Consider the following 18,729-nt stretch of genomic DNA (forward strand, 5'->3'; position numbering starts at 1 on the left):
ACGACTTGGAGCCTTTGCTAAGCCCAAAACCGGGCAAAGTCTTCAAGCTCGACCTTACACTAAGCGATAAATCGCTAAGTGTAATTTCACAACTGAGCATTTTCCAGGACCTCACTCCCGACTGGATAGTGGTTTCTATTTTTATATAAGTTACTTCAGAAAATAAATAGAAGATATTATTGGAATTGCAGTATATTGCTGCAAGTTTAGTAATATCTTCTTTTTTGAATTGGTACTAAAAAATAGAACTGTTATTAAAGAGGTATGTGTCTAATTCTATCCAAATAGAAATTGAAATCTAGTCGGCAGCGTTCCAGCCAATCACAGGGCTTTTGCGGACGACGGAAGTTACTTACTTTTCATTGTCAAATTTGAGAACGTTTTCAGACTATGATATGATATATTATATTGCTAATAAATTCACAATGAGGAGGATTCATATTTTATGAAAGTTGGTATACCAAAGGAACTCAAAAACCAAGAGGAACGTGTTGGTTCTACTCCTGATGGAGTAGTAGGACTGGTCAAAGCTGGACATACTGTTTTAGTGGAGAAAAATGCGGGTATCGGTTCTGGATATACTGACCAACAATATATTGATGCCGGAGCTACTATTGCTGATGTAGCAGAGGTTTGGGACTCTGACATGATTATTAAGGTTAAAGAACCAATTGAAACAGAGTACAAGTATTTCAAGGATGGTCAAATAATTTATACTTATTTGCATTTAGCTGCTAATAAGAAATTGACAGATGCTTTGCTAGCAAGTAAAACAACTGGGATTGCCTATGAAACAATGGTTGGTTCAAATGGTGGTTTGCCATTGCTTTTCCCAATGAGTGAAATTGCTGGACGCATGGCGGTTCAAGTTGGAGCCCATTTCTTGGAAGAACCACATCAAGGTAAAGGTTTACTATTGAGCGGTGTACCAGGAGTTAAAAAAGGTAAAGTTACGATTATCGGTGGTGGAACGGTTGGTGTCAATGCAGCCAAAATTGCTATCGGTATGGGTGCTGAAGTAACACTATTGGATATCAATCCACAACGCTTAGTTGAAATTGAGGATATCTTTGACGGCAAGATTCAAACCTTGATGTCAAATGCTCAAAATATCGCTAAATGTGTTAAAGAATCTGATTTAGTAGTTGGAGCGGTCTTGATTCCAGGTGCTGCAACACCAAAATTAGTTACGGAAAAAATGATTGCTTCAATGGAGCCTGGTTCTGTTGTTGTTGATATTCCAATTGATCAAGGTGGATTATTTGAAACTAGTGTGAGAGCTACAACTCACGAGGACCCAGTTTACATGTCCCACGGCGTAGTTCATTACACAGTTGCAAATATCCCAGGGGCTGTGCCAAAGACGGCTACACAAGCCTTATCTGGCGTTACAATGCCATATGCAGTTGAGATTGCTAATCAAGGTATTGCAGCAATTGAGAATAAGACCATTAAAACAGGTGTGAATACTTACCAAGGTAATTTAACCGAAAAAGCTGTCGCTGACAGTTTAGACATGAAATATGTTTCATTAGATGATTTAGTAAAAGTTGAAATTTAAAAGATAAAAAAACCTTACTAGCTGTGTGGTTGCAGTTAGTAAGGTTTTTTGGTTTTGTTTTGGAAACGGTTTTGTTTTAGAAACATTTTATTTTTTTCCCAAAACGGCTTACCGTGGTGGATCAAATTGATGAATCGTTTGCTGCGTAAACAATTAAAAAATTAAATCAACTTTGGTAAGCAACACTATTATTATAATGTATTTTTGTCGAGAATTTTACCTGATTTTAAATCATCGATTTCAGAAACAACAAAACCCTTCTTTTCAAGGCGTTTGATAATTTCTTTTAATGTTTCAATATCAGTTCCAGATGGTAATGTGAAAAGCGTTCTACGGACTACTTCGTTTGATTTAACATCCAAAGTCACACAAGCAGCCACGGAAACGTATTTAGCAAAAATCTTTGACATTTTTTCAAGATCGCCACGATCACCAGAGGAACTGACGGTCAAAACGTAGCTACTAAGGTCAAGGTTCCAGGCATCAGATAACATACTCAAAAGTCTTGAGTGAGTTAAGATACCGTAGAAGAGATTATTTTCGTCTAGAACGGCAATGTAAGGAAGATCCTTGATGTTGAAGAAAACCTTGAAGAATGGTGAGTCGACGCTGATAGTCTTAGTAGCGTTTTTCATCAAAGTAGTTACAGGCAAATTCATGTCGCCACCACGTGACTTGTGACGATAGATGTGCATCTTGTAGATGTTACCCCTAAATATTTGTCCACTTTCATCCAAAATCGGTACACAACGGAAACCAGAGTCTTCTAGGATCTTCAAAGCTTCCTCAAGCGTAACTGTTTCTTTAACAGTAGTAAGCTTATCCTTTTTTAGTACAAGTGATTTAACTAACATAATATATTCACATCCAATCAATCTATAATTGAATTAATAATACAGTACTTCGGGATAAAAAAAAAGCTTGAAACAAATTATTCATTTGTCTCAAGCTTTTTTTAAGCGGTAATCAATGAATTATTGACGACCTTCGATACCAGTTGCTTCGAATCCATCCTTAAGGATCTTTTCAAGTTCTGCAGCTGATTTCTTCATTTGTGCTGATTCTTCATCGTTCAATGGAACTTCGATGATTTGTTGTAGACCTTTACGGTTGATGATTGCAGGTGAACCAATGTAAATGTCTGAAACGCCATATTGACCAGTCATCATATTTGATAATGGCAATACTGTGCTTTCGTCAGCAAGCAATGCTTTACAGATTCTAGCAAGAGCAGTACCGATACCGTAGAATGTAGCACCCTTAGTATTGATAATGTCATAAGCTGCGTTAACAGTCTTCTTGTAGATCTTGTCTAGAGTATCTTTTGTGATTTCTGGGTGTTTTTCCATCCATTCTGCCATTGTAACGCCACCAACAGTTAAGTGTGACCATGCAGCAAATTCTGAATCACCGTGTTCACCCATGATGTAACCATTAACTGAACGAGGGTCAACGTTTAATTCTTCACCAACGAATTTTTGTAGTCTAGCAGTATCTAGTGATGTACCTGAACCGATAACACGTTCCTTAGGGAAGCCTGAAAGTTTCCAAGTAGCGTATGTCAAGATATCAACTGGGTTAGCAGCAACTACGAAGATACCATTGAATCCTGATTCAACGATAGGATCAACGATAGTCTTCAAGATGTTCAAGTTCTTGTTAACTAGGTCAAGTCTTGTTTCACCTGGTTTTTGTGGAGCGCCGGCTGTGATAACTACGATATCAGCATCCTTAGCATCTGAATATTCACCAGCGTGAATGTTCTTTGGATATGAGAATGGAATTGCATCAGCAAGGTCCATTGCATCACCCTTGATCTTATCTTTAGCGATATCGCAGATAACTAGTTCTTGTGCAATACCTTGAAGTGTCATAGCGTAAGCAAATGTTGAACCTACGGCACCGTCACCAACTAGAAGTACTTTTTGATGGTTCTTTTCGTTTGTTGGAGTTGTCATTATAAAATATCATCCCTTCGAAAATAATATGTTCCTGACCCATTATACAAATAATTTAGGTAAATAAACAAGCCGATTGTGAAAAAAGTGAAAATTTAGTATTTTTAAAATGATATAATGTAAGTTCGAAATGAGGTATTAATAATATGAAACTAATTGTTGGCTTAGGTAATCCAGGTAAGAAATATGATCGTACAAAGCATAATATGGGCTTTATGACTATCGATAGATTGATGAATGAATATGGCCAAACACAAATGAAAAAAGATTTTGAAGCACAATACTGTAAATTTAAAGTTGATGGTGAAACAGTTTTTCTTGTTAAACCTTTAACTTTCATGAATGAATCAGGACGAGCAGTGAAGTTTTTGATGGGCTACTACCAAATTAGAACCGATGAATTGATGGTCATTCAAGACGACCTTGATATGCCAATCGGTAAAGTTCGTTTAAGAACAAAGGGTTCTGCTGGTGGTCACAATGGTATTAAGAGTATAATTTCAGCTGTAGGTACCAAAGACTTCGATCGTATTAAGATTGGTATACAACATCCTGATAAACAAACTGTTGTCAACTGGGTTTTGACACCATTTTCTAAAGATCAAGAACCAGTAGCTTTGTCGGGAATTGATAAAGCTGTCGATATGGTTAAAGATTGGGTCAGCGGTAGTACTGCTGATCAATTAATGAATAAATACAATTAGAACTACTAAAAAGGGGGCAAAAATTGAATTTAATAAATTTCATAACAGATAAGCTCGACCTTGGGGAATTTATTAATCAAGTTAAGCCAGAGACCAAAAATGTCTTAACCGGCTTAACGGGATCAACAATTTCCCTTTTTGCATTGGAAGCATTAAGGAAAACGGGTAAAAAATTATTGATCGTGGAAAACACTAATTTTCATGCCAATAAAATTTATGATGATTTGAATTTGTTAGACAGCGATATTGTCCATATTTTTCCGGTTGAAGAATCAATTTCAACTGAATTAGCTACTAGTTCACCGGATGAGTTGAGTCAAAGAATTGATTCTTTGAGTTTTTTGATCAGCGATGAGCCAGGAGTCTTAGTAACGTCAGTATCTGGCTTGGAATATGAATTATCAACTCCCAAGCTATTTAAATCTGCCCAATTAAAAATTAAAATTGATGAGGAATATGACCTAGAAGATTTGAATCAAGAGTTCGTCCAAATGGGTTATGTTAAAGAAAAATTAGTTGCTAAACCTGGGGATTTTGCCATCCGTGGGGATATTGTCGACATTTATCCTTTAACAGTCGATAATCCAGTTCGAATCGACTTCTTCGGTAATCAAGTAGAAAAAATCAAATTCTTCGATACCGAGACACAACGAAGTATGGATACTTTGGAAACAATTGAAGTATTGCCTGCAAAGGACCGAATTGTAACTGATGAGCAAGTCATCAAAGCTTTGGATAAATTACAAAAGAGTTATCAAAAACAAGTAACTTCGACTGATGACAAAGATACCAAAGATAATTTGGAGATTTCTTTTGGACAAACGATTGCTGAATTATCAGAAGGGATGCGTCCAGAAAATATCGGTCGAATCGTTGATTACATTTTTGAAAAGCCAGATAGTTTATTGGATTATTTGCAAACTGATGATTTAGTAATTTTTGATGAGTACAATCGCTTGGTTGAACAATCAAATGATAATCGGGCTGAAAACGAGTCTTGGTTAGCCAGTCAATTAGAATATGGTAAAGCTTTGCCTGAACAAAAGATCCGTCAAGATTTTGTAGAAAATATAAAAAAGGATCTTCACGGACAAATTTATCTTTCAGCCTTTCAACAAGGAATGGGTCGGATGCGTTTGAATCAATTGCAAGACGTTTCCGTTCGTTCGATGCAACAATTTTTTAGTCAAATGCCACTATTGAAATCTGAAGTAGAGCGTTGGCAAAAGCAAGAATATACTGTGGTTTTAGCTATCAGTAATAAGAAAAGAATTGAGGCTATCAACAATACTTTAACTGATTTTGGCATCAAGGCTACATTGACGACTGAAGATAAAGTGATCGACAACCAAACACAAATCATGAATGCTAGCTTGAGTTCTGGTTTTGAAATGCCGGAAGAAAAATTAGCCGTAATTACAGAAAAAGAATTATTTAATCGTCAACCTAAAAAGCGTCGTCATCAAACTTTAGCTAATGCGGAAAGATTGAAGAGTTATAACGAATTAAAACCAGGCGACTACGTTGTGCATGTTAACCACGGTATTGGTAAGTTTGTCGGTATGCAGACAATGGAAGTCGATGGTAAACATCAAGATTATATTACGATTGAGTATCGTGACGATGGTCGTTTATTCATCCCAGTTACACAGTTGGACATGGTTCAAAAGTACGTTTCTGCTGAAGGGAAATCACCTAGGATCAACAAACTAGGTGGCAATGAATGGCAAAAAACTAAGCGTAAAGTTCAATCTAACATTGAAGATATCGCTGATGATTTGATTGACTTGTATGCTAAACGTGAAGCTGAAAAAGGTTTTGCCTTTCCTAAAGATGACTCGATGCAACATGACTTTGACAATGCCTTTCCTTATCCAGAAACACCAGATCAATTGCGCTCAATCGACGAAATCAAACGCGACATGGAAAAACCTCATCCAATGGATCGTTTGTTAGTCGGGGATGTTGGCTTTGGTAAAACTGAAGTGGCTCTAAGGGCTGCCTTTAAAGCTGTTGAGGCTGGTAAGCAAGTTGTCTTTTTAGCACCAACGACGCTATTAGTTCAACAACATTACGAAACTATGAAGGAGCGTTTTGAAGGTTTTCCTGTCAATATCGGAATTTTGTCACGTTTTCAAACGAGAAAACAAAGCAAAGAAACGATTGAACAATTGGCTGATGGTCAGTTAGATATTATCGTTGGAACTCATCGTCTATTGTCAAAAGATGTTAAATTTAGCGATATTGGACTCTTAATTATTGACGAGGAACAACGATTTGGTGTTAAGCACAAAGAAAAAATTAAACAACTAAAAGCTAATGTTGACGTTTTGACTTTAACAGCTACACCGATTCCTAGAACTTTGAATATGTCAATGTTGGGCGTTCGTGACTTATCTTTGATTGAAACGGCCCCAAGCAATCGGTATCCGGTTCAGACTTATGTGATGGAACAAAATTATGAAGTTATCGCTGGTGCTATCAAACGTGAGATGGCACGTGGTGGACAGGTCTTTTATTTACACAATCGAGTTGAAGATATGGACCAAGTGGCCGAACAATTACAAGCTTTGGTACCTGATGCTAGAATTGCGACTGCTCATGGGCGAATGAATGAAACCCAAATGGAAGGTGTGATTGCTGACTATTTGAACGGTGAGTATGATGTTTTAGTCACAACTACCATCATTGAAACTGGTGTCGATATGCCAAATACCAATACTTTGATCGTTGAAAATGCGGATCGTTATGGGTTGTCACAACTTTATCAAATTAGAGGGCGAGTTGGCCGTTCAAGTCGAGTAGCTTATGCTTACTTGATGTATCGTCCCAACAAGGTTTTGACTGAAGTCGGTGAACAACGTTTGGAAGCAATCAAGAACTTTACTGAATTAGGTTCAGGATTCAAAATCGCCATGCGGGACTTGTCGATTCGTGGTGCTGGTAACTTATTAGGTAAGCAACAGCACGGTTTTATCGATTCAGTTGGATTTGATCTGTATACGCAAATGTTAAATGATGCAGTTGCCAAAAAACGTGGTCATACAAAAGCTGAAAAGACGAATTCTGAAGTTAATTTGGCCTTGGAAGCTTATTTGCCAAATGATTATATTAGTGATCAACGTCAAAAGGTTGAATTGTACAAGCGTATCCGACAGATTGATTCTTTGGAAAATTATCAAGAAGTCAAATCGGAATTATTGGATCGTTTTGGTAAATATCCACAAGAAGTTGCCAATTTGTTAGACATCAGTCTATTAAAGAATTCATTCGATGAATCATTAGTTAAGAGTGTCGTCATGAGAAATGGTTCGATTACGGTTAAATTTGATAAAAAAGCTAACGATTACTTAACAGGCGATTTAGTCTTCAAGTTTTTGAGCAACACAACGATGAAGGCTAAAGTTAGCAACAAGAATGATGAATTTAAGATGACCTTGGATTCAACAAGTGTTGATAAGTCTGAATGGTTCCAACAACTTGAAACTTTTGCCCAGAAGATGGCTGAAGGTTTTGATAAATTAAAGAAAGAAAAAATTAAAAATTAATATGCAAAAAGAAGTGTCTAGGGCTATTAAGGGGACCTGGATTCTGACTATTGCCTCATTGTTCTCTGAATTATTGAGTGCCATTTATCGGATTCCATTGCAAAATATTGTTGGGGATCGTGGTTATTTTATTTATCAACAAGTTTATCCAATTTATGGGATATTCTCAGTTTTAGCTTTATCGGGTTTACCGGTAGTTATTTCTAAAGCTTTTGCTCAACAAGATTCACTGAGTGCTAAACACAATTTGTTGAAGAAGACATTTGTGATTTTATCAATCAGCTGTGTAGTTGTGACAGGATTATTGTGGATGTCGTCACGATATTTAGCCTTTTTGATGGGGGACTCACAACTTTATTTGGAAGTGCGAATGGTTGCTTTGACATTTTTATTAGTACCATTTGAGGCTAGTTTACGTGGTTATTTTCAAAGTGATCTGTTGATGACACCGAGTGCAATTTCGCAAGTTAGTGAACAATTTTTGCGAATCGTGGTCATTATTTCCAGTGCGATTTTGTTTGGACATGGAATTTTAAACGTGTATCAGATGGGATCAATTGCTAATGCTGGGGCTTTTATCGGTGGAATTTTAGCAGTAATTATTTTATTAAGAACATTTCAAAAACATCACGAAGTTGAAGAAGTTAATGGCGATGGAAAAATCAAACTGGAACATGGATTGGTCTTAGAAATATTATTGATCGTTGTTTTTACAGGGATTACGATTTTCTATCAATTTATTGATTCTTTTTCAATGTTACGGTTATTGATGCACTCAGGAATTTCTTTAACACAAGCAGAAATTCAAAAAGGGATTTTTGATCGTGGACAGCCATTGTTACAATTAGGAATCGTTATCTCGCTGTCATTTGTTTCCACAATCATGCCCCAATTAAAAGAAACTAACCGAATAAAGCAAAATCAATCGACGATTCAAAAAATGGTTCGTGTTTGTTTATGGCTTTCAGTGGCAGAAACAGCGGGCTTGATTGCTTTGATGCCACAAATAAATACGATGTTGTTTACTGATGTGAATGGTTCGAAGACTTTGGGTATTTACATGCTGTCGATTTTGATTGTGTCATTGATCAATTTGTTGATTGCGATAACTAGTAGTGATGATGAAAAAAACATTCACAAGTTAGTTTTGTTTGGAATGTCGTTAGTGGCTAAAGCTGCTTTGAATGTCATCTTGATTCCTAAGTATGGGATTGCTGGCGGAGCTATGGCAACTGTCTTGAGTGAATGCGTAATTTTGTTTGGAATACTGATTATTTATGGTTTCAATCGTGAATTCTTATCGTTAGACGAACAATTTATTTTTAATTTGATCAAAGCAGGATTAGTGATGGCAATTGTAGTCAAAATTATCGTTAGCTTATTTGCTGTCGGTACAACGATGACAAGAATTCACAGCGTAATTTTAAATATCATTGCTATCCCTATTGGAGCATTAGTTTATCTCAAGCTTTCTAAGCATTGGCAAATGTTAACAAAAGAAGAATGGGAAATTTTACCAATGGGTAAATATCTCACCAAATTTATGAAAATTGAGGATTAATTATGAGACTAGATAAATTTTTAAAAGTAAGCCGTATTATTAAGAGAAGAACAATAGCTAAGGAGTTTGCTGACAACGGTCGTGCTACGATCAATAATCGTGTTGCCAAATCGTCTACTGAAGTTGGCGTTGGGGATGTATTAGAATTACATTTTGGTGAAAGAACTATGAAAATTAGAGTTCTTAACACTAAAGATACAACTAAGAAAAACGAATCTGCAGATATGTATGAAGAAGTCTAATCAAAAATTAGAAATAGATTAAAATTAACAATTTTATTATTCAAATAATTGCTCAAACTTGTTATACTCAAGGTAATCATTTCTAGGGGAGTAGTGGTATGGAAGTACGTAAATTAAATTCTAACGTTTCAGTCTTACAGCCAAAGAAATCTCAGACTCCTAATCATCGTAAAGGTTACGCCAACAAGGTTCATCGTCGACGTATCTTGATGATAGGAATAATTTTTGTGATTGTTTTGACTGTTTTTGGCGTTCAAATTTTTAATGCGCACCGAACTTACACTAATACGATGGAACAGATTGAAGTTAGCAAACAAAAGTTAGATAAACAAAAATCCATTCAACGGGATTTAAAACTTGAAGTTAACCAGCTTCATAACACAAATTATTTGGAAAAATATATTCGTGAAAAGTACATGTATAGCAAACCGGGCGAACAAATTTATAATTTGCCAGATGATGTAAAAACCACTACGATTCAAAAATAGGGAAAGGAATTTTTTTTAATTAGATGACAGTTGAAGTAGGAGCTAAAACAGAAGGCAAAGTTACTGGAATTACAAATTTTGGGGCATTCGTTGACCTAGGAGAAGGACAAAGCGGAATGGTGCACATCAGTGAAATTGCCGATGGATACGTTAAAGACATCCATGATGTGCTAAGCGTTGGCGATACAGTGAAAGTTTTAGTTCTTGGTGAAAGAAATCATAAAATTGCACTTTCAATTAAGCAAGCGTCAGATAAACCTAAGCCAAAATATCATTCACATCGTTCACATGAACGTAATGAAAGAAAACCACAACGTAAACAAGAAAGTTTTGACGATATGATGTCAGGCTTCATGAAAGAAAGTGAAGAACGACTAAGTATCTTGAAGAAAAACACTGAAGGCAAACGTGGTGGTCGTGGCGGACGCCGTAGCTAATAATTTTTATATGGTTGGGACTTGGTCTCAACTTTTTTTATTTCAGTGGAGGCTAGAGTATGGAATTAGACAATAAATTATTAGGAACTTTACGCCAAAAACTTGATAATTATCAAGCTAAAAAAGTTTTAGTAGCAGTGTCTGGTGGCGTAGATTCAATGGTTCTATTACATCTTATCGGTAGAGTCCTAGATCCAAGTAATTTTGCGGTAGTTGACGTTGATCATAATTTGAGACCAGAAAGTGCTAGTGAAGTAAAGTTTGTCAAAAATTATTGTGCTGAAAATGGTTATCAATTCTTTACTACCAAATGGCGTAAAAAGCCTAAAAATGTTGGAATGGAAGCTGCTGCTAGAAGTTTTCGTTATGCTTTTTTTAAAAAGATCATGATAAAAAATAATTTTGATACTTTGTTAACAGCTCATCATAATAATGATTTGGCAGAGAATATTTTAATGAAGATGATCCGATCGGGTAACGCCTATGAAGTGGTCAGCCTAAAAGAGCAACGTCCTTTTGGTAAAAATCAAATAGTACGCCCATTATTGAATTTTTCGAAACGTCAACTAGCCGAATATGCAGATATCCATGATATAAAACATGTTCAAGATGAAACTAATTTTGATAACATAACGATGCGAAACCGTTTGAGAAATAATATTTTTCCAGAACTTCAAAAAGAAAACGGACAGTTGCTGAGTCACTTTTTCTTTTTTAATCAACAATTGAACGCATTGATCGACTTAGCTAAAGAACAATTCAAAGCTATCGAACGAGCAATGAATCTGGAAGAAACTTTGCAACAAATTAGTGGTCAAATAAAACCAATTTTACAGTTGAATAAAGACCAGCAGACGTTGTTTTGGGGCCATTTCTTTACAAAAAGACATTTAGATATTTCTATCAGTAATCGTCAAATTGATCAGATAATCGAGGTTTTAATTGGGGACCAAAGCAATGCTTCAGTTGATTTAGAAGATTCTTGGTGCTTTATTCGAACTTATGATCAATTCGTTGTAAAAAGAGCTACACTAGCTAATCTTGAAGCAATTGATGTTAAAATTAATCAAGTCGTTACCTTTAATGGTAAAAAACTAAAGATTACGAATGATGATTCAGGTAATTTAATTGTTGATAAAATTCCACAAAATATTACGTTAAGAACTCGACGTGATGGGGATAAATTGCTGTTATCCAATGGGAAACATCAAAAATTGAGTAAACGGTTTATTAATGAAAAAATACCTGAATATGAACGAAAAAATTATTTAGTTTTATTATTTGATAATCAGATAGTTTGGGTTGAAAAAATTTATAATATGAGTGATTATTTAAAAAAAGGTAATAAACATTACAAAATTAACTTTGTTGAGGTAAAAGAATGAATTCAGATATCGAAAAGATTTTGGTTTCGAAAGAAGAAATCAAAAAAGCTAATGCTCGTTTGGGAAAAGAGCTGACTGAGGAGTACCGTGGCAAGAATCCATTGTTCGTATGTATTTTGCGTGGTGCAGCAATGTTTATGATGGATTTAGTTAAGAATATCGATATTAAGATGGAATACGATTTTATGGATGTTTCCAGTTATGGTGGCGAAAATACAATGTCAACTGGTGACGTTAGAATCATTAAAGATTTGGATACACCTTTGCGTGGACGTGATGTAGTTATTGTCGAAGATATTATTGATACAGGTTATACTTTGGATCGATTGACAGAACTATTTAATGCCAGACATGCTAACTCAATTAAAATCGTTTCCTTCTTAGATAAACCTGCTCGAAGAATCAAACACGTTGATGTTGATTACGTCGGTGTACAAATTCCAGATGAATTCGTTGTTGGTTATGGAATGGATTATAATGAACAATATCGTAATTTACCTTATGTTGGAGTTTTAAAATCAGAGGTATATAGTACAAAATAATTTAGATAGAGTTACAATTATTATTGTGTTAATGTTCACCAATGTTACAATATGTAACGTCTAAGTAATTAGGAGGAAATGTATGAAAAATAATCGAAATAGGTTAATTAACAATAGCCTGTTTTATATCTTGCTCTTTGTTGTTTTGGTTCTTGCAGCAAGTTGGTTTGCTGGTGGTCAATCCTCAGACCAATCAAAGACATTAAGCCAAGACCAATTCATCTCACAATTGAAGCAAGGCAAAGTGAAGAGTTTCAAATTAGAACCTATCGGAGGAGCTTATCAAGTTACTGGTGAATACAAGAAAGCTCAAAAGGCTGATACAACACGTTCTGTGTCATTGTTTAGCCGTTCTCAAAATACTGGTTCTAGTGAAGTAACTTCATTTAGTTCAACTGTTTTGCCTAACAATGATACGTTAAAGAGAATCAATAACGCTGCGACTGCAAAGGGAGTTAAGACGACTGCGGCTCCTAAATCACAGTCCGGTCAATGGATTTCTTTGATTTTGACGGTGATTGTTCCGTTTGCATTATTCTTCTTTATAATCTTTGCAATGATGGGTCGAGGGGGCCAAGGTGGCGGTGCTAACCGTGTTATGAACTTTGGTAAGTCTAAGGTTAAACCCCAAGATCCTAAGAAAAATAAAGTTAGATTTTCTGATGTTGCCGGTGCTGAAGAAGAAAAACAAGAACTTGTTGAAGTTGTTGAATTTCTAAAAGACCCAAGAAAATTTGTTTCCTTGGGTGCCAGAATCCCATCAGGTGTTCTTCTTGAGGGTCCTCCCGGGACTGGTAAAACTTTACTAGCTAAGGCTGTTGCTGGTGAAGCCAAAGTTCCGTTCTATTCAATCTCTGGTTCAGACTTCGTTGAAATGTTCGTTGGTGTTGGTGCATCACGTGTTCGTGATTTGTTTGAAAACGCCAAAAAAGATGCTCCATCAATTATCTTTATTGATGAAATTGATGCCGTCGGTCGTCAACGTGGTTCCGGTACCGGTGGTGGTAATGATGAACGTGAACAAACGCTTAACCAATTATTGATTGAAATGGATGGATTTACTGGTAACGAAGGTGTTATCGTTATGGCTGCTACTAACCGTTCCGATGTGCTTGATCCAGCGCTATTACGTCCAGGTCGTTTCGATAGAAAGATTCTTGTTGGTCGTCCAGACGTCAAGGGTCGTGAAGCTATTCTTAAAGTTCATGCTAAGAATAAGCCATTTACAGATGATGTTGATTTGAAAGCTATTGCTCAACAAACTCCAGGTTTTGCTGGTGCTGATCTTGAAAACTTACTTAATGAAGCTGCTTTAGTTGCAGCAAGACGTGGTAAGCAAAAGATTGATCCAACGGACCTTGATGAAGCTGAAGACCGCGTTATTGCTGGTCCTGCTAAGAGAAATCGTGTTGTTCCAGAAAAGGAACGTCACACAGTTGCTTATCACGAAGCCGGACATGCCTTGATCGGTTTAGTTTTGAGTGATTCTCGAGTAGTTAGAAAGGTTACGATTGTTCCTCGTGGACGTGCCGGTGGTTACGCTATCATGCTTCCTAAAGATGATCAAAACCTTGCTACTAAGAAGGAATTGAACGAACAAATCACTGGTTTGCTTGGTGGACGTACAGCCGAAGAATTGATTGTTGGTCAACCATCATCTGGTGCTTCAAATGACTTTGAGCAAGCTACTCAAATTGCTCGTACTATGGTTACTGAATATGGTATGACAGACAAGCTTGGTACTGTTCAACTAGAAAAGAATGGACAACCATTCAGTGGTGGTAACTATCGTCAATTGCCTTCATACTCTGAAGACACTGCCAAAGCTATCGACCAAGAAGTTAAACGTATTATCGATGAAGATCACGAACGTGCTCGAGAAATTCTTGAAACACATCGTGAACAACATAAGATTATCGCCGAGGCCTTGTTGAAGTATGAGACACTTGATGAAAAGGAAATTTTGAGTTTGTATAACACAGGTAAGATGCCTGCTAATGATGCTAACCAAGAGTTCCCAAGTGAAAGTGCTGCTACTTTTGAAGAAGCTAAAAAAGCTGCTGAAGCTAAGGATGCTGCTAAGCAAAGAGTCGAAGAATCAAAGAAAGAAGAAAGTGCTAAATCTGAAACAAATGATGATGATACAACAGTCCCTTCTGAAAAAGATGATCAATCAAAGTCTGATGCATCTGAAACAAATGATTCAACACAAAACTCTGATAATGATTCAGATAGTAACAAAGATAATAATAGTGATAATTAATAATATAAGAAAAAGCGACTCTTATGGAGTCGCTTTTTTGAACGGAGGAAATAATTATGACAGATACATTAACAAAGGCCGTTTCAACTAACGGTAAATTTAGAGCATATGTTGTTAATGCAACACAAACCGTTCAAGAAGCTCAAAAAAGACATGACACTTGGAGAAATTCCAGTGCCGCTTTAGGAAGAACCTTGATTGGCTCAATGCTTGTTGCAACTTCAACTTTGAAAGAAGATGAGGTATTAACAACTCGAATTCAAGGCAATGGTCCAGTCGGTGCAATTGTGGTCGACGCTAATGCTAAGGGTTATGTTAAAGGTTACATCACGAATCCACATATCAGTTTGAAGGCAAGAGAAGACGGTCATATTAATGTCAAGGCAGCTGTCGGTACAGATGGTACTTTGAGTATTACTAAAGACTTACACCTAAAAGCTCCTTTTACTGGTTCGGTTCCTTTAGTTTCAGGAGAAATAGGAATGGATTTTGCTTATTACATGGCTAAATCTGAACAAATCCCTTCAGCGATTGGCGTGTCAGTTTTTGTCGAACCTAATGAGACTGTTGGTGCTGCGGGTGGTTTTTTGATTCAAACTCTACCTGGTGCGAGTGACAAAGACATTGCTAAAATTGAAGCCAATTTGAAAACAATTCCTAATTTATCAACACTTTTGAATGAAGGCTTAAGCAACAAGGACATCATGGAAAAAGTTATGAACGGAATTGAAATGAAATACTTGGAAGAAATGCCCGTTGGATTTAAGTGCGATTGTTCCAAGGAAAGATTCTCTAAGTCATTAGCTACTTTGCAAAAATCAGAGCTAGAAAATATGATCAAAGAAAATCATGGTGCCGAAGCAGTTTGCAAATTCTGTGGTAACAAGTATCAATTTAGTGAAGCTGATCTACGAGAAATTATTGAACAACAGGGTTAATCATATTTGCCATGTTAATAGATAATTTGTTATTATTTGACGTTGTAGGAAATGATCCGAGGTAAAAAGTATGGAATGGAAAATAGGCAATGTGACGATACCGAATCAAATTGTCGTTGCCCCGATGGCAGGTGTTACTAATTCAGCCTTTCGAGTGACCGCAAAGGAATTTGGAGCCGGTTTGGTCGTTTGTGAAATGATCAGCGGCGAAGGTATTAAATATCATAACGCCAAAACTTTAGGCATGCTTTTTGTTGATCCTAAGGAGCACCCTGTAAGTATCCAAGTTTTCGGAGGCAATACAGAAACATTAGTCAACGCTGCTAGATTTGTGGCTGAGAATACTGGTGCTGATATTATTGACATCAATATGGGATGTCCAGTAAAAAAGGTCACTAAAACCGGCGCTGGTTCTACCTGGCTGCAAAATCCTGATAAATTATACGAAGCTGTTAAGGCAGTTAGTTCGGCAATTGACAAGCCATTAACGGTCAAAATGCGTACTGGCTGGGATAGTGACCATATTTTAGCAGTTGAAAATGCTTTGGCAGCTCAAGAAGCCGGAGCCAGTGCTATTGCTATGCATGGTAGAACGAAAGCTCAGATGTATTCTGGACATTCTGACTGGGAACTTTTGCACGAAGTAGCCCAACAAGTTTCAATTCCATTTATGGGAAATGGTGATGTCAAAACACCACAGGATGCTAAATATATGCTAGATCAAGTCGGAGCAGATGCTGTAATGGTTGGTCGAGCAGTTTTGGGTAATTTGTGGAAATTGAATGCTATGAACCAATATTTAGAGACGGGCGAGCTTTTGCAGGAACCAACTGTGGCAGAAAAAATCAATATTGCTAAACTTCAACTTCAACGTCTGGTAGACTTAAAAGGTGAGCATGTTGGTGTTCCAGAATTTCGTCAACAAGCAGCATATTATCTAAAGGGGATTCCCCGTGCGGTCAGAACTCGTGCTAAAGTAATGGAGGAAGACTCCATGCAAGCAGTGTTCGATACGCTAGATCAATTTGTTGAAAGTTATGAAGCAAGAGAAGCGAAATCTACAAAAAATTAGTAGACAGGGGGAAAAATTTTGAGTAACGAAAATAACAAGAAGCAACCAACAAAAGAAGAGATCAAGAAGAAGAGAGTCATGAATGATCAACTAAGGGTCAGACGTGAAAAACTTCAAGAACTTTATGATGAAGGTGTCGATCCATTTGGTTCTAGATTTGAAAGAACTGCTTTGGCACAAGAGATCCATGACAAATATGGTGATGAAAGTAAGGAAGTTCTTGAAGAACAGGAATTACCTTGTGTCATTGCTGGTCGTATGATGTCAAAACGTGGTAAGGGTAAAGTTGGTTTTGCTGATCTACGTGATAGAAGTGGTAAAATCCAAATTTATGTACGTAAAGATGAAGTTGGTGAAGAAAATTATCATATCTTCAAACGTGCTGATATCGGTGATCATCTAGGTATTCATGGTGAAATTATGAAGACAGATATGGGTGAGTTAACTGTAAAGGCTACTCATGTTACAATGCTTTCAAAATCATTGCGTCCATTGCCTGATAAATTCCATGGGTTAACTAATGTTGAACAAATTTATCGTCAAAGATACTTAGACTTGATTGCCAACCAAGATAGTTTCGATCGTTTCAAGAAACGTACTAAGATTATCTCAGCCGTTCGTGAATATTTGGATAACGAAGGCTTCTTATCAGTTGAAACTCCTGTTTTAAATACTCAAGCCGGTGGTGCCAGTGCGCGTCCATTTGTCACACACCACAATGCTTTGGATATGCAAATGTACCTTCGTATCGCTTTGGAATTGCCATTGAAGAGATTAATCGTTGGTGGTTTCGAACGTGTTTATGAAATCGGCAGAGCTTTCCGTAATGAAGGTTTGGATACACAACATAACCCTGAATTTACATCATTGGAAACATATGCTGCATACTGGGATATGACCGATGTTATGAAAGAAGTCGAAGGAATCTTTAGACATGCTGCTCAAAAAGCTAATGGTACACAAATCGTTAGTTACCAAGGTGAAGAAATTGACTTGAGTAAGCCTTTCAGACGTCTCAAGATGGTTGATGCTATCAAGGAACAAACTGGAGTAGATTTCAGTCAAGATATGACTTTGGAAGAGGCTAGAAAAATAGCTGATGAAAAAGGTGTTCACTACGAAAACTTCTGGGGCGTTGGTCACATCATCGCTGAATTCTTCGAAGAATTTGTTGAAGATACTTTGAAAGAACCAACATTCATTTATGAATATCCACTTGAAGTTTCACCTTTAGCTAAGAAGAACAAGGAAAATCCTAATTTTACTGATCGTTTTGAGGTTTATATTCTCGGTCATGAATATGGAAATGCCTTTACAGAATTGAATGATCCAATCGATCAAAAACAACGTTTCGAAGCTCAAGCTAAAGAACGTGAAAATGGTAATGATGAAGCTGAACACATCGATAACGATTACGTGGAAGCCATGGAATATGGTATGCCACCAACTGGTGGATTAGGTATCGGTATTGATAGATTGGTTATGCTATTAACTGATGCACCATCAATTCGTGATGTCATCTTGTTCCCAACTATGAGACCTGAAGACAATACTAATAATGAAGAATAATTAATTGAAGCTAGGCCGTTGGTCTAGCTTTTTTTGTATTTGTATAAGCTAGCTAAAAAAATACAAAATTTTCGTTGACAACTTTTATAAGCAAAAGGTATACTAATATAGTTGTTTCAAACGAGAAACACTATGGAGGATTAGCTCAGCTGGGAGAGCATCTGCCTTACAAGCAGGAGGTCACAGGTTCGATCCCTGTATCCTCCATTAAGCGAAATGCTTAATGGTTTTATTAAGTTTTTTGCGGGTGTGGCGGAATTGGCAGACGCGCTAGATTTAGGTTCTAGTGTCCTTTGGACATGAAGGTTCAAGTCCTTTCACCCGTATAAAAATTAGTCTTGCAAAAAGATTGATTAATGTGTATTATGTTAAATGTTGTTTGGCATAATGCCGACTTAGCTCAGTTGGCAGAGCATCTGTCTTGTAAACAGGGGGTCGGAGGTTCGAATCCTCTAGTCGGC

The 18,729-nt window shown here is 36.8% G+C and carries 15 protein-coding genes and 3 tRNA genes; 16 read left to right on the forward strand and 2 right to left on the reverse strand.

Features of this window, described 5'->3' with window-relative positions; genetic code table 11:
* Nucleotides 1–445: 445 nt before the first annotated feature.
* Entirely contained in the window at nt 446–1,561 is a 1,116-nt protein-coding gene (gene ald / locus FC88_RS07955) for an alanine dehydrogenase (protein ID WP_057814505.1), read from the forward strand.
* Between the two features lie 191 nt (nt 1,562–1,752).
* Here the strand turns inward: ald and cbpA are convergent, their stop codons facing one another.
* Nucleotides 1,753–2,415 (reverse strand): cyclic di-AMP binding protein CbpA, encoded by a 663-nt coding sequence (cbpA, locus tag FC88_RS07960; RefSeq protein ID WP_057814507.1) that lies wholly within the window; start codon nt 2,413–2,415, stop codon nt 1,753–1,755.
* Between the two features lie 120 nt (nt 2,416–2,535).
* Nucleotides 2,536–3,519, reverse strand: a complete 984-nt coding sequence (locus FC88_RS07965; RefSeq protein ID WP_010018488.1) for an L-lactate dehydrogenase — start codon at nt 3,517–3,519, stop codon at nt 2,536–2,538.
* Nucleotides 3,520–3,665: 146 nt separating this feature from the next.
* On the opposite strand from FC88_RS07965, the gene pth reads away from it, so the two are divergent.
* From pth to FC88_RS08040, 15 genes are all read left to right on the forward strand, one after another.
* Nucleotides 3,666–4,223 (forward strand): aminoacyl-tRNA hydrolase, encoded by a 558-nt coding sequence (pth, locus tag FC88_RS07970; RefSeq protein WP_057814509.1) that lies wholly within the window; start codon nt 3,666–3,668, stop codon nt 4,221–4,223.
* Nucleotides 4,224–4,246: 23 nt separating this feature from the next.
* Complete coding sequence (gene mfd / locus FC88_RS07975; protein WP_057814510.1) at nt 4,247–7,771, forward strand: transcription-repair coupling factor; 3,525 nt, start codon at nt 4,247–4,249, stop codon at nt 7,769–7,771.
* 1 nt (nt 7,772) lies between these two features.
* Nucleotides 7,773–9,332, forward strand: coding sequence for a putative polysaccharide biosynthesis protein (locus FC88_RS07980; protein WP_057814512.1), 1,560 nt, complete (start codon nt 7,773–7,775; stop codon nt 9,330–9,332).
* Between the two features lie 2 nt (nt 9,333–9,334).
* Nucleotides 9,335–9,574 (forward strand): RNA-binding S4 domain-containing protein, encoded by a 240-nt coding sequence (locus tag FC88_RS07985; RefSeq protein ID WP_057814514.1) that lies wholly within the window; start codon nt 9,335–9,337, stop codon nt 9,572–9,574.
* Between the two features lie 98 nt (nt 9,575–9,672).
* Nucleotides 9,673–10,062: an FtsB family cell division protein gene (locus tag FC88_RS07990; RefSeq protein ID WP_057814515.1), complete on the forward strand. Its 390-nt coding sequence runs from the start codon at nt 9,673–9,675 to the stop codon at nt 10,060–10,062.
* A 23-nt stretch (nt 10,063–10,085) separates the two neighbouring features.
* Nucleotides 10,086–10,499, forward strand: coding sequence for a S1 domain-containing RNA-binding protein (locus FC88_RS07995; protein WP_057814517.1), 414 nt, complete (start codon nt 10,086–10,088; stop codon nt 10,497–10,499).
* Nucleotides 10,500–10,558: 59 nt separating this feature from the next.
* The gene (gene tilS, locus FC88_RS08000; RefSeq protein WP_057814519.1) at nt 10,559–11,884 is read left to right on the forward strand and encodes a tRNA lysidine(34) synthetase TilS; all 1,326 of its coding nucleotides are present in this window, start codon (nt 10,559–10,561) and stop codon (nt 11,882–11,884) included.
* Nucleotides 11,881–12,426, forward strand: coding sequence for a hypoxanthine phosphoribosyltransferase (hpt, locus tag FC88_RS08005; RefSeq protein ID WP_057814521.1), 546 nt, complete (start codon nt 11,881–11,883; stop codon nt 12,424–12,426). Before tilS ends, hpt begins: the two co-directional genes overlap by 4 nt.
* An 82-nt stretch (nt 12,427–12,508) precedes the next feature.
* Complete coding sequence (gene ftsH / locus FC88_RS08010) at nt 12,509–14,689, forward strand: ATP-dependent zinc metalloprotease FtsH (protein ID WP_057814523.1); 2,181 nt, start codon at nt 12,509–12,511, stop codon at nt 14,687–14,689.
* Nucleotides 14,690–14,745: 56 nt separating this feature from the next.
* Complete coding sequence (gene hslO, locus FC88_RS08015; protein WP_057814525.1) at nt 14,746–15,627, forward strand: Hsp33 family molecular chaperone HslO; 882 nt, start codon at nt 14,746–14,748, stop codon at nt 15,625–15,627.
* A gap of 70 nt (nt 15,628–15,697) precedes the next feature.
* Nucleotides 15,698–16,699, forward strand: coding sequence for a tRNA dihydrouridine synthase DusB (dusB, locus tag FC88_RS08020; protein WP_057814528.1), 1,002 nt, complete (start codon nt 15,698–15,700; stop codon nt 16,697–16,699).
* Nucleotides 16,700–16,777: 78 nt separating this feature from the next.
* Entirely contained in the window at nt 16,778–18,268 is a 1,491-nt protein-coding gene (gene lysS / locus FC88_RS08025; RefSeq protein ID WP_057814661.1) for a lysine--tRNA ligase, read from the forward strand.
* Between the two features lie 134 nt (nt 18,269–18,402).
* A tRNA-Val gene (locus tag FC88_RS08030) sits at nt 18,403–18,475 on the forward strand.
* A gap of 36 nt (nt 18,476–18,511) precedes the next feature.
* Nucleotides 18,512–18,594 (forward strand) — tRNA-Leu (locus FC88_RS08035).
* Nucleotides 18,595–18,657: 63 nt separating this feature from the next.
* Nucleotides 18,658–18,729: transfer RNA gene (locus tag FC88_RS08040), tRNA-Thr, on the forward strand.

The organism is Companilactobacillus futsaii JCM 17355, from assembly GCF_001435505.1.
In the GTDB taxonomy this organism is placed as follows: domain Bacteria; phylum Bacillota; class Bacilli; order Lactobacillales; family Lactobacillaceae; genus Companilactobacillus; species Companilactobacillus futsaii.